13 protein-coding genes and 5 tRNA genes are annotated in these 12,689 nt (G+C 47.9%); all 18 read right to left on the bottom strand.

What is annotated here, in order from left to right:
• Positions 1-56: 56 nt before the first annotated feature.
• A complete protein-coding gene (gene rplL, locus F941_RS01390) occupies positions 57-422 on the bottom strand; it encodes a 50S ribosomal protein L7/L12 (protein ID WP_005006983.1) in 366 nt (121 codons plus the stop codon).
• A gap of 48 nt (positions 423-470) precedes the next feature.
• Positions 471-977: a 50S ribosomal protein L10 gene (gene rplJ, locus F941_RS01385; RefSeq protein ID WP_004692769.1), complete on the bottom strand. Its 507-nt coding sequence runs from the start codon at positions 975-977 to the stop codon at positions 471-473.
• A 301-nt stretch (positions 978-1,278) separates the two neighbouring features.
• A complete protein-coding gene (gene rplA / locus F941_RS01380) occupies positions 1,279-1,974 on the bottom strand; it encodes a 50S ribosomal protein L1 (RefSeq protein ID WP_005006981.1) in 696 nt (231 codons plus the stop codon).
• Positions 1,975-1,977: 3 nt separating this feature from the next.
• Positions 1,978-2,406 (bottom strand): 50S ribosomal protein L11, encoded by a 429-nt coding sequence (rplK, locus tag F941_RS01375; protein WP_004868049.1) that lies wholly within the window; start codon positions 2,404-2,406, stop codon positions 1,978-1,980.
• A 116-nt stretch (positions 2,407-2,522) separates the two neighbouring features.
• Positions 2,523-3,056, bottom strand: a complete 534-nt coding sequence (nusG, locus tag F941_RS01370; RefSeq protein ID WP_005006980.1) for a transcription termination/antitermination protein NusG — start codon at positions 3,054-3,056, stop codon at positions 2,523-2,525.
• 7 nt (positions 3,057-3,063) lie between these two features.
• Positions 3,064-3,504, bottom strand: a complete 441-nt coding sequence (gene secE, locus F941_RS01365; protein WP_005006978.1) for a preprotein translocase subunit SecE — start codon at positions 3,502-3,504, stop codon at positions 3,064-3,066.
• A gap of 75 nt (positions 3,505-3,579) precedes the next feature.
• Positions 3,580-3,655 (bottom strand) — tRNA-Trp (locus F941_RS01360).
• 49 nt (positions 3,656-3,704) lie between these two features.
• Positions 3,705-4,895: an elongation factor Tu gene (gene tuf, locus F941_RS01355; RefSeq protein ID WP_005006977.1), complete on the bottom strand. Its 1,191-nt coding sequence runs from the start codon at positions 4,893-4,895 to the stop codon at positions 3,705-3,707.
• A 147-nt stretch (positions 4,896-5,042) separates the two neighbouring features.
• Positions 5,043-5,117, bottom strand: a tRNA-Thr gene (locus F941_RS01350).
• Positions 5,118-5,135: 18 nt separating this feature from the next.
• Positions 5,136-5,211 (bottom strand) — tRNA-Gly (locus tag F941_RS01345).
• A gap of 38 nt (positions 5,212-5,249) precedes the next feature.
• A tRNA-Tyr gene (locus tag F941_RS01340) sits at positions 5,250-5,333 on the bottom strand.
• Between the two features lie 54 nt (positions 5,334-5,387).
• Positions 5,388-5,463, bottom strand: a tRNA-Thr gene (locus tag F941_RS01335).
• A gap of 98 nt (positions 5,464-5,561) precedes the next feature.
• On the bottom strand, positions 5,562-7,055 hold the full coding sequence (gene trpE / locus F941_RS01330) for an anthranilate synthase component I (RefSeq protein WP_005006974.1): 1,494 nt from the start codon (positions 7,053-7,055) through the stop codon (positions 5,562-5,564).
• A gap of 110 nt (positions 7,056-7,165) precedes the next feature.
• A complete protein-coding gene (locus F941_RS01325) occupies positions 7,166-7,834 on the bottom strand; it encodes a phosphoglycolate phosphatase (protein WP_005006971.1) in 669 nt (222 codons plus the stop codon).
• Positions 7,835-7,913: 79 nt separating this feature from the next.
• Positions 7,914-8,618, bottom strand: a complete 705-nt coding sequence (locus F941_RS01320) for an FHA domain-containing protein (RefSeq protein ID WP_005006969.1) — start codon at positions 8,616-8,618, stop codon at positions 7,914-7,916.
• 100 nt (positions 8,619-8,718) lie between these two features.
• Positions 8,719-10,959: a type II secretion system secretin GspD gene (gspD, locus tag F941_RS01315; RefSeq protein ID WP_005006967.1), complete on the bottom strand. Its 2,241-nt coding sequence runs from the start codon at positions 10,957-10,959 to the stop codon at positions 8,719-8,721.
• A 38-nt stretch (positions 10,960-10,997) separates the two neighbouring features.
• Positions 10,998-11,849, bottom strand: a complete 852-nt coding sequence (locus tag F941_RS01310; RefSeq protein WP_005006964.1) for a type II secretion system protein N — start codon at positions 11,847-11,849, stop codon at positions 10,998-11,000.
• Positions 11,849-12,592, bottom strand: a complete 744-nt coding sequence (gspN, locus tag F941_RS01305; RefSeq protein WP_005006962.1) for a type II secretion system protein N — start codon at positions 12,590-12,592, stop codon at positions 11,849-11,851. Before gspN ends, F941_RS01310 begins: the two co-directional genes overlap by 1 nt.
• Positions 12,593-12,689: the final 97 nt, after the last annotated feature.

Here is a 12,689-nt window from a genome sequence, read left to right as displayed (position 1 = left end):
AAGAGCCATCAGCCATTTTCTGGAGCCGATTATAAAAAAATCGGCTCCTCTTAAGATTACTTAAGTGTAACTGTAGCACCAGCTTCTTCAAGTTTCTTCTTAAGTTCTTCGCCTTCTTCTTTAGAAACGCCTTCTTTAAGAACTGCAGGAGCGCCTTCAACCATGTCTTTAGCTTCTTTAAGACCAAGGCCAGTCGCTTCACGAACTGCTTTAATTACCGCTACTTTGTTCGCGCCGAAAGAAGTCAACTCTACGTTGAATTCTGATTGCTCTTCAGCAGCAGCAGCAGCAGGACCTGCAGCTACAGCTACAGCAGCAGCAGATACGTTGAATTTTTCTTCGAAAGCAGAAATAAGTTCAACAAGTTCAAGAACAGTTTTTTCAGCAACTGCGTTTAAGATTTCTTCGTTTGTTAAAGCCATGAGAGTAACTCCAAATGGGTATTGAATGATGTGTGTTTAAGTTTGAGCTTATGCAGCTTCTGACTCGTTTTTCTCTTGAAGCGCTGTAAGCAAGCGGCCCAATTTCGAAATAGGAGCTTGAAGAACGCTTGCAAGCATAGTAAGCGCTTTCTCTTGGTTTGGAAGGTTCGCGATAACGCTAACTTCTTCGCCTTGATAAAGTTTGCCTTCAAACGCAGCAGCTTTAAGTTCAAATGCTTTGTTAGTTTTCGCAAATTCTTCAAATAAGCGTGCCGCAGCACCCATATCATCTGCAGAAGTTGAGAAAGCTAAAATTGTTGGGCCAACAAGGTTGTCGTTCAAGATATTGAATGGAGTATCTTGAAGAGCGCGTTTAGCCAAAGTATTACGTACAACACGTGTAGCAACACCCAACTTACGAGCTTCAACACGAAGAGCAGTTAATTGCTCAACAGTTAAACCTTGGTAGTCAGCCACAACAGCAGCAAACGCAGTAGAAGCAACTTCAGTTACTTCAGCAACGATCTGTTTTTTGCCTTCGATAAGAAGAGCCATTGTAAAACCTCCTAACGGTGATTTATGTGCTTACGCGAAGCACACTCCCAATTCGCAAGTTCATCACTGAACTTGCACGCGGAGGATGAACAAATCACACCACCGCGTCTACTCAGGCTGGAAAATTAAGAAAGCAATCGAAATCACTCTCGCCTGAGGTCTTTGACGCTGATAAATAAATTTATCAATTCAAAGTTTGCCTAAGTCTGCAAGCAGTCCGAAACCGGTTTTGCTTGCGCAATATTTGAAGCAGCGCTTCAAATATTACTCAGGGCTTTAAAATTCTGTAATAAGCCGAAACTTATTTAGAAACGTTTGCCACTTCAACAACAAGACCAGGGCCCATAGTTGAGCTCAAAGTGATCTTTTGAATGTAGATACCTTTAGAAGTCGCAGGTTTTGCTTTCTTAAGGTCAGCAATTAATGCTTCAACGTTTGAACGAACAGCTTCAGCAGTGAAACCTACTTGACCGATCGCAGCGTGGATGATACCCGCTTTGTCTACACGGTAACGCGCTTGACCAGCTTTTGCATTTTTAACTGCAGTTGCTACGTCAGGAGTTACAGTACCCACTTTCGGGTTCGGCATTAAGCCGCGTGGACCAAGAATCGTACCCAGCTTACCCACAACGCGCATTGCATCTGGAGCAGCAATTACCACGTCAAAGTCAAGGTTACCCGCTTGAATACTTTCAGCAAGATCATCAAAACCAACAACGTCCGCGCCTTCAGCTTTAGCAGCTTCAGCAGCAGCGCCTTGAGCAAACACAGCAACACGTACAGTTTTACCAGTACCTGCAGGAAGTGTAGTCGCGCCGCGAACAACTTGGTCAGATTTACGAGGATCAACACCCAGGTTTACCGCAACATCCAAAGATTCTTTGAATTTTACAGCAGGCAGGCTGCTAAGAACTTGTACTGCTTCTTCCAAAGTGTAAACTTTGTTTGCTTCAATAGCAGCAGCAATGGCTTTTTGACGTTTAGTTAATTTAGCCATGTCTTATAGCTCCACTTCCAAGCCCATAGAACGCGCAGAACCAGCAATGGTGCGTACACGTGCGTCTAAATCAGCACCAGTTAAATCTGGTTCTTTAGTAGTCGCAATTTCTTCTAACTGAGCGCGAGTCAACTTACCAACTTTAGTTTTGTTAGGTACAGCTGAACCCTTTTGAATACCGGCAGCTTTCTTAAGCAGAATCGCAGCAGGCGGAGTTTTCATGATGAATGTGAACGACTTGTCGTTGTACACAGTGATCACTACTGGAATTGGAAGACCAGCTTCAACTTTTTGTGTCGCAGCATTGAATTCTTTACAGAATGCCATGATGTTTACACCGCGTTGACCTAGTGCAGGACCAATCGGTGGAGATGGATTTGCTTTACCAGCTGGAACTTGCAGCTTGATATAGCCGTCAATCTTCTTAGCCATTTCAATTACCTCTGGGTACTGACGCCGCTAGGCTCCCCATACATTTAAAGTAACGATACCGTTACAACAACAATGCCCGACTCATAACAAATCGGGCGTTTACCAGCCAATTCAAATTAAACTGATTTTTCGACTTGGCGAAATTCCAATTCAACTTGCGTTGGACGGTTAAATACATTAATCGTCAGCGTTAAGCGCGATTTTTCGTAAAGGACTTCTTCCACCACACCTTTAAAGTCTGTGAATGGACCGTCAATTACCAGTAATTCTTCGCCTGGCTCAAACATCGTCTTAGGACGAGGCGCTTCACCAGTATTGCGTACACGAGCAAGAATCGCATCAGCTTCTTTTTGCGTAATCGGTGCAGGCTTTTCCGCTGTACCGCCGATGAAACCCAATACTTTTGGACATTCTTTAACAATGTGCCAAGTCTCATCATTCATTTCCATTTCGACCAATACATAGCCTGGAAAGAATTTACGCTCTGATTTACGCTTTTTGCCATCCTTCATTTCCACCACTTCTTCAGTAGGGACAAGGACTTCACCAAAGCTATCGGCTACAGCGCTGCGCTGGATTCGATCATTAAGTGAGCGTAACACCTGTTTTTCATAGCCTGAATAGGCATGAATAATGTACCAACGTTTCATAGCTCTCTTACCCGATAAAAAACTTCATTAACCAGCCTAAAACATAGTCAAAGCACCATAAAACAATAGATGCAATAACAACTACTGCAAGAACTTGCCAAGATGTGGTCACAGTCTCTTGCTTTGTAGGCCAAGTCACACGTCGCAACTCAATCCGCGCATCTTTCAATAAACGGATAAAGCCTTTGCCTTGATGGGTGGCGTATAATAAACCTAAAGCCACGATGATACAAGCCAAAATTACCCCAACGCGCACCCAAACATCATTTGCAGGCGCCCAATACGCTGGCAGATGCTGATTCGCAAGCATTGCTCCGACCAATAAAATCAAGGCAACCACCCATAGAACAATATCTACAAGGGAACCAGAATTTACAACTTCAGCTGAATTATTTCTTTGGGGAATTGGCGCGTCGCTCAATGCGTCACGCGATTTATCATTCGACATTTTTGTACTCGTCGTAGGATTCGCGACTTATTATATGACCAGTTTAGCCAGCATCAAGCTTCTTTTTGAAAAATTTGGCAGGCCAGGAGGGACTCGAACCCCCAACATTCGGTTTTGGAGACCGACGCTCTACCAATTGAACTACTGACCTGCAGAATAAATCGAGAGCCTAAGCCCTCGATTTATTTTTACAACTTGTATTATGCAGTAACTTTAGCCACTACACCAGCACCAACTGTACGGCCGCCTTCACGGATCGCGAAGCGTAAGCCAGCGTCCATAGCGATCGGGTGGATAAGCTCTACTGACATTTCTACGTTGTCACCAGGCATAACCATTTCAACGCCTTCTTTCAACTGAATCGCGCCAGTTACGTCAGTTGTACGGAAGTAGAACTGTGGACGGTAACCGTTAAGGAATGGAGTATGACGGCCGCCTTCTTCCTTAGAAAGCACGTATACTTCTGCGTCAAATTTAGTGTGCGGCTTGATCGCGCCTGGCTTAGCCAATACTTGACCACGCTGAACGTCTTCACGCTTAGTACCACGCAGAAGAACACCACAGTTCTCGCCCGCACGGCCTTCGTCTAGAAGCTTACGGAACATTTCTACGCCAGTTACAGTTGTTTTAACTGTATCTTTAATACCAACGATTTCAACTTCTTCGCCTACTTTCACGATACCAGCTTCAACACGGCCAGTTACTACTGTACCGCGGCCTGAAATTGAGAATACGTCTTCGATAGGCATCAAGAATGGCTTGTCGATTGCGCGTTCTGGTTCTGGGATGTAAGTGTCAAGCGCTTCAACTAGAGCAACTACAGCTTCTTCGCCGTATTGGCCAGCATCACCGTTCAACGCAAGAAGAGCTGAACCACGGATTACTGGAGTGTCGTCGCCTGGGAAGTCATAAGTAGAAAGAAGTTCACGAACTTCCATTTCTACCAATTCAAGAAGCTCTTCGTCGTCTACAAGGTCGCATTTGTTCAAGAATACAACGATGTATGGAACGCCTACTTGGCGAGAAAGAAGGATGTGTTCACGAGTTTGCGGCATTGGGCCGTCAGTCGCAGCACATACAAGGATCGCGCCGTCCATCTGAGCAGCACCAGTAATCATGTTTTTAACATAATCGGCGTGGCCCGGGCAGTCTACGTGAGCGTAGTGGCGGATTGGAGAATCGTATTCTACGTGTGAAGTATTAATTGTAATACCGCGTGCTTTTTCTTCTGGTGCAGAGTCGATTGCAGCGTAATCTTTCGCTTCACCGCCGAATTTCTTCGCACATACAGTTGCGATCGCAGCTGTTAAAGTAGTTTTACCATGGTCAACGTGACCGATTGTGCCCACGTTAACGTGTGGCTTATTACGTTCAAACTTAGCCTTAGCCATGTTCATCTTCCTCGTTTACGTCGAACACAGGTATAAACAACTCGGTATCGACACATCGTCTAAAAAAATCAGACACCAAATACTTGAAAAGCAGACTAATAAGCCTGCTTTTTAAAAACTTTGTAGATAATCTACTAAACTGTAATCTGGAGCTCTTATCGAGATTTGAACTCGAGACCTCTCCCTTACCAAGGGAGTGCTCTACCACTGAGCTATAAGAGCAAATATAAGAACTTAGAATGGAGCGGGAGACGAGGGTCGAACTCGCGACATGCAGCTTGGAAGGCTGCCGCTCTACCAACTGAGCTACTCCCGCACGATGTTGGCACAATCCACTTCTAGAAGTCTTAAAATTGGTGGTGAGGGAAGGATTCGAACCTTCGAAACTTTCGTAGCGGAGTTACAGTCCGCCCCCTTTGACCGCTCGGGAACCTCACCATTTTACACTTGCTTCAGTGCTGTTCTTTACTTTACTTACTCAACTCTCTAAGATGGTGCCGGCACACGGATTCGAACTGTGGACCTACTGATTACAAGTCAGTTGCTCTACCAACTGAGCTATGCCGGCGTTTCTTAGTGTTTCGTACGTTTCGTATCGGAACGGTGTGCAGTTTAGCAAAACTCAGAATCCTTGCAAGTGTTTTTTTAAAAAAAACCGTCAAAAACTCATAAAATCAATCCATTTGATGATAATTCAACCGCTTTGATCACTGCGCGAGCTTTTATTTGGGTTTCGTTCCATTCAGATTCAGGATTTGAGTCATAAACCACCCCCGCTCCCGCCTGCACATAGACTTTATTTTCACGGATAACGCAGGTTCGAATGGCAATCGACATGTCCATTTCACCATGCCAGCCTAGATAACCCACAGCGCCGCCGAAAATTCCGCGCTTTACCGGTTCAACTTCGTCAATAATTTCCATCGCGCGGATTTTTGGCGCACCGGAAAGCGTGCCTGCAGGGAATGTTGCTCTAAAAACATCCAAGGCATCCACATCATCACGCACTTCACCCTGCACATTCGACACAATATGCATCACATGTGAATAGCGCTCGATCACCATCTGATCGGTGACTTGCACTTTACCGATTCTGGATACACGCCCCACATCGTTTCGGCCCAAATCAATCAGCATTAAATGTTCTGCAATTTCTTTTTCATCTGACAGCAAATCTTTTTCCAAAGCCAGATCTTCTTCTTTGGTCTTGCCGCGCGGACGCGTCCCCGCCAGCGGACGCACCGTGGCAATGCCATTTTCCAAACGCGATAAAATTTCAGGGGACGAACCGACAATATGGAAGGGCTGATCATTCTCCAAGGTTTGCCCCTGCACCAGGAATAAGTACGGCGATGGATTTAAATGGCGCAGCGCGCGGTAAACCTGCAATGGATCACCGTCAAAATCTGAAACCATGCGGTGCCCAGGCACTACCTGCATCACATCACCTGCCTTAATGTATTCCTTAACTTTAGCAATAGAAGCAATGAATTGATCATGACCTGTTAACGATTCAAAATGCGGCGCAGTATGTTTCTGCGCTTTCAGACTGACAGGGGTCGCCAGCAGCTCTTCCAGCGCATCCAGCTGACTCTGCGCTTGAGCATAGGCATCTGTATCCTGCACATCCGCATGTACAATCAAAAACAGCGTGTCTTTTAAGTTATCAAAAACAATCACGGTCTTAGACAGCATCATCCAGATATCAGGCAAGCCGACTGGATCAGCTTCCGGCACATTATTTAAGCGCGGCTCGATATAGCGCACCGCATCATAGCCAAAGTAGCCCACCAAGCCGCCGGTAAAACTAGGCAGCGCCGGAAGATCCTGCTGGGTAGGCACGCGGTACAGCGCCTGAAAGTCACGGATATATTGGAAGGGATCTGAACACTGCTGTTTGCTGATCCCGCCATCTGCCTGCTGAACCGTCAGTACGCCCGCATTGCAGGAAAATACAGTCGACTCGCCTAAGCCGATAATGGAATAGCGCGCCCAGTTTTCACCGCCTTCCACGGATTCGAATAAATAGGCCTGCTTATGCCCTTTTAGACGGGCAAATACAGATAATGGTGTTTCCGTGTCCGCCAGGCGCTGGCGGTAGACAGGAATTAGGTTATAGCCCTGGGCTTTGAGTTGATCGAATTGGCTTTGCGTGGTCATGCGGTTTCTCTATTTTGATTGGCGCTATTCAGTTTTATTGGATTGCTGGACTGAGTTCCGCCATCGAAAAACCATTCTGCTGCTCATGTTTATTCCTTCAATGCACTGTATTACGCAAGCAATTCCCGAAGATCATCCACCACAAGCTGCGGCTGGCAATCTTGAATATTTTCACCATGATTATAGCCATAGCTGACCACAATACAATCTATACCCGCGCGGCGCGACGCTTCCACATCATTCGATGAGTCACCCACCATCAGCATGTTTGCTTTTTCAGTCTGATAATAATCTGCGCAATGCAGCAGCTGGCGCGGATGCGGCTTGCGCTGTTCAAAACGGTCACCGCCAATAACATCTGCAAAATAGCTGGAGATTCCCAAATTTTCAACAATCATGCGGGCCGGCTGCTCAGGCTTATTCGTCACGCAAATCAGTGTTTTCCCTTGCGCTTTGCCCCAATCTAAAAATTCCTGAATCCCCTGAAACAGCTGCGTTTCCACACACGGATCGGCATTATAAATTTTCAAAAAGGTCTCCAGCAGCAGCTGATGCTGCGCAGCGTCCACAATACCGGTTAAATGCTCCAAGACGCTGCTGCAAAAAATGGAAGTGCCTTTTCCAACCCAAACCCGCACCTGCGCTTCAGTGACCAGGGGCAGCTGCAATGCATTCAGGCTCATATTCATCGCACGGTATAAATCTGTGGCCGAATCAACCAGCGTGCCGTCCAAATCAAATAAAATCAGCTGTTTTTCCGCTAAATTCAGATTCAACATAAGGTCCTCTTTTCCATATATCTTCAGCTTAAACAATAAAGGCATGCGATTGCATGCCTTATTGCAGTCCAAGCGCGGCTTACTTAAAGAACAGCCATGCTAAAACTGCCAAAATAATAATGACAATCACGCTCATTAGGCCAACAGATGCATTTTTCTGCTGTTCTTTTTCCTGTTCAACCTGTGTCACCGGCTGTTCAACGGGAATTGGCGCCGGGTCAGGCTTCACCGCGCTGATATCGACACCTTCTGGAATTGGCGCCGGTTTTGGCACAGCGACATTTTGCGGCATGCCGTCACGGCTCAGCTGTACGCCTTCATGGCGCTCTTTCAAATCAGGCATGCCCTGATCATTCATCTTCTGCGCTGCCGCCGTCACTGGCGCTGCTGACTGGGCGGTTTCTGATACAGCGACCGCTTCAGATGGCTGCACCGCAGCTTCAGCCGGCGGGGTTTGCACTGGCGCTTTCTCTTCAGCATCATCCAAAGTGCGGGCGGGCTGCAAAACTGAAAATTTTAAGCTGGCGAATTGAACAATATCACCCTCTTTTAACAGCGCTTCATTTTCAATCTTCACGTCATTCACAAATGTGCCATTCGATGAATTCAGATCCTGCACCCAAAGCGCCTGATCCCTTAAATAAAATGCAGCATGCTTACGGGAAATTTCAGCCTGCTGCAGGACAATATCCGCAGCCTGATGACGCCCAATCAGCATATCACGGTCAATGCTGATTTCCCGCCCTGTTTGCTCTCCAGTAATGCCTTGTAGTTTCCAAGTCATGAAATGATTCTCTATCTGATTTTGATTTCATCATACATGCTGCAGTCTAAATTCATCAACCGCATGTTCTGCCCATGTTTTCCCGCTGCGCAGCAATACATTAAGGCGCAGGTGACTGACGCGCTCCATTCGGCACAGTCACCACCTGCCGCTTCACTGCCGGCTCTATCGCCACAGGCGTAACCTGAACCGCCGGCTGCTGCTGCGCGCCGCCCGATGGAACCGCCTGATAAGCCGGCTTCGGCGGATTGACCGGCATCTTCGAAACCGGAATCCTCTGCTGATACATGTCTTCGATATTTTCCGGCAATTTGGCAAAGTTGCCGTCATCATCCAGCGCCAATTGCAGGCTGTACAGCTGGCTGTAGCGCTGCTGCGACAGCTTGCGCACATCTTTGGCATCCCCCACAATGGTCGGATGGATAAAGATCAGCAAATTGCGCTTCACATTGGATTTGCCGTCTGAACGGAATAAGCGCCCCAGGCCCGGAATCGCACCCAAACCTGGAACGGATTGCCGCGTATAGGCCGTATCATCTGAGATCAAGCCGCCCAGCACAATAATCTGGCCATGCTCAGCCAAAATGGAGCTTTTAATGGCGCGCTTGCTGGTCACCAAATCTGAGGCTTGGCCTTTGTTGGCCTTAACGTTAGACACTTCCTGTTCGACCTCTAAGCGCACAGAGCCGCCTTCACCGATATGCGGCACCACTTTTAAGGTTACGCCTACATCCTTGCGCTCAATGGTGGTATAAGGATTGGCTGTGCCTGAAGATGTGGTTGAAACAGAACCCGTCACAAACGGCACGTTCTCCCCCACGACAATATAGGCTTCTTCGTTGTCCATGGTTAAAATGGACGGTGTCGACAGCAAATTGGATTTGGTTTTCTCTTTCAGCGCCTGAATCATCGCGCCATACAGCTTGCGTGAGCCGTCAGCGCTTTCTTTATAATCCCCCAAGATCAGTGAGGTGCCCGCGCCAATCGCGCTGCCCGCCCCCGCTGCGCCGCCGGTTAAATAGCCCGCTGCAATATTTTTTAAACTGGAACCGATATTGTCAAAATTGATTAAGCCAATCCCGCTGCTTAAATCACCCAGCGCCCACTGCACACCCAGCTGATCCGTATCGCTGCCTTCCACTTCAATAATCGCCGCTTCAATCAGCACCTGCTCACGGCGGGTATCCAGCTGTGAAATAGCCGATTCAACCTCCCGCATCAATGGCGGGTCGGCTTTCACCAGCAGGGAATTCTGTGTGGTATCCGCAATAATGCTGACCCCATTGGCGCTAAAGCTGCTGATGCTGTTTTCATTTGGATTATTCGAACCTGAGTTCAGGTTGATCCCCGAAGAAGCTCCCATGGATGAGCTGCTGGAACTTGAATTCGAATTATTCAGCAGATTGCTGATGGCATTATTAGAACTGGACGATGAATTGGATGAACCAGAATTAGAGCTGGACACTGCCTGCCCGCTTACCAGGCCTTGCAGGATTTCCGCTAAGTTTTTTGCGCTGGCATATTTCAGCCGGAATACTTTCAATCCGCCTAAACGGTCTGCAGGCGGCACATCCAGCATCTCGATGGTCTGCCGGATACGCTTCCGCGACTGCATATCGCCTTTAATAATGATGCGGTTGGTGCGGTTGTCCGCAATGATGCGCACACGCGAGCCTTTTAAATCTTTTGAAGCGCCCGTAGAGGTCATGGCTTCCAAGAGGCCGATCATTTCTTCCGCTTGACTGGATTGAAGCGTAACAGCCTCAATGTCATTCTGCCCTGTGCCATCCAGATTGCGGATAATGGTTTCCAGCTGATATATGTTGCTGGCGCGGTCAGACACAATTAAAGCATTGGTGCCGCCTACCGCAGATAAATGCGCAAATTGCGGCATCAGCGGGCGTAAAGCAGGAATCAAGTCATTGGCGTTGGTATTTTCCAGCCAAATCACCCGGGTCACAATTTGGTCCCCCGTTGCGCGGTGGCGCGAATCATAGGGAATGCCTGAGCTTTTCACATTGCTGTCCGGCACCAGCTTGACGGTATTGCCCGATGGGATCGCCACAACGCCATTGACGTTCAGCACCCCCAGAAACAAGTCGTAGACTTCATTTTTATTCAGCGGCTTGTTGGAAATCACCGTAACATTGCCGCGGACCCGCGGATCAACTGCAAAATTCTTGCCCGTAATATCAGCCACTTCATTAATAAATGCGGTTAAATCTGCATCCCGCAAATTGATTTTCCACGTCTGCGCGTGGCTTGCCGTGCTCACCATAGCCACCAATGGCGCTAAAGCATATGCCGCAAAGACAGCACGATGATTATTTAATAAAGCCATGAACTCTTATGCTTCCCAACCTGCTAGGTGATGACACATCACTTAAAATCCTGCTGCACGGTCATCACTTGATCACCCCGTTTTATTTCCAGCTTCACCTGCCCTTCGCGGCGAGCCTGTTCTAATAATTGCGCTTCTGTCTGGCCAGCGCCGACACTCTGCCCATTCAGCGACACAATGCGGTCCCCCGGCTGCAGGCCCAGCTTATTTCTCAATGCCGCCGGCGTGCGCGCCGTGACTTCAAACCCGCCGCCGGAAGATGCATTCACGCCCATTTCCTGCATATACTGTTCACGGTTTTCCTGCATGCGCTGCACCGCTTGCCCAAGCGCGCTTTGCGTTTGGCCGCTGCCTGAATAGCCTTGCTGCTGCGGATTGTTCATTTGCGGATTGGCGCTGCCACTGGGCACAATGGGCTGGTCCAATCCGTTTTCAATGCCTTTAAAAGCCAGCTCACGCACCGCGCCATTTGCGCTGCGCAAAAAGACCTTATCCCAATAGACTTCCGCCAGCGTATAAGATGAGCCTTCAACCGCCTCTCCCACCCGATAGCGCTCGGCTGTTTCATTGACTTTAATCACCGCTGACGAGTATTGGCTTGGATACCCCACCACAACCCCCTGCAATACCATATTCAGCTGTTCATCCGCACCGGATGCCCGCCCTGCTTCCTGAAATAAGGCAAAGGAGCTGATGTTCGGCACTTGAGGCTGCTGCGAGCCCAGCTCAACCCGATCCATCTGCATGGCTTGCGGCGGCGCCAGCACCAGCCACAGCATAGAAGCCAGTTTCCAGCACAAGCACATAATCAGCACGGCCAGCACAGCTGGCGCCAGACGGTCTGTATTTTTCCAGTTGTACTGCTTAAGCTTTTCAATCCAGTCATGCATTAGAAACCGCCTTTCAGCATAGGCTGACGGGTACTAATCACATAGGTGTCCAAACCGGCTTTGCCTTCATAAGAAGGAATATTCATTAATAAACGCTGCGTCAACTGCACATCCAGCATCAATTCCGCATCCAGCTGCAAATTCATCATTTTTTGTTCCCGCGGATCACGGACATCAATCTGCAGCTTGCCCTGATCATCCGCTAATTTCCCAATCAGCGACGGAACATTCATGCGGTCTTGACGCTGCGCAAAGATATACAGCAGCTCTCCGCCCGCCCATTGCAGCTGGCCGTCAGCCTGGCTGAATCCTTGCTGCTTTGTATATTTCAGCGAAAGATCCTTGAGCTGAACCGCATTGTTCGGCCACTGCCAATCTGCGATGGACTTTAAGGTTTCCGGCGCAATCTGCCCATTGAGAGATTTGATGATTAAGGATTGACCCAGGCCGTATCCAACCACGCCTTGCAGCTGTGTATTGCCGCTGTGAATTTCCACATCTGCACCCAACCGCATCAGCAGCAAATCCAAGGGCCGGCTTTTCCAGCTGATTGAACCTTTCAGCTGGCCTTTGCTCCAGTCCGCTTGCCCGCGCCAAATATTGCCGCTGACATTTTGCAGCGTCTGATTATTTTTATAAAATTTTGAAATCAGCCATGCTGCTGGTACTTGCAGCATAACGAAAATAAAAAATATGATGACCGCGAATAACAGCCATTTTATTTGTTTTGGCTTACCGCTCATCCCGCCCCAACCAATCTGTCAATTTCTTTCCCGAAAACTTTATTTCTTTTATAAACACATTATGCACACTTTTTCCACGCAGCCAATTCATAGGGAT

Source organism: Acinetobacter bouvetii DSM 14964 = CIP 107468, assembly GCF_000368865.1.
Lineage (GTDB): Bacteria > Pseudomonadota > Gammaproteobacteria > Pseudomonadales > Moraxellaceae > Acinetobacter > Acinetobacter bouvetii.
This window is presented reverse-complemented; position numbering and strand designations above follow the sequence as displayed.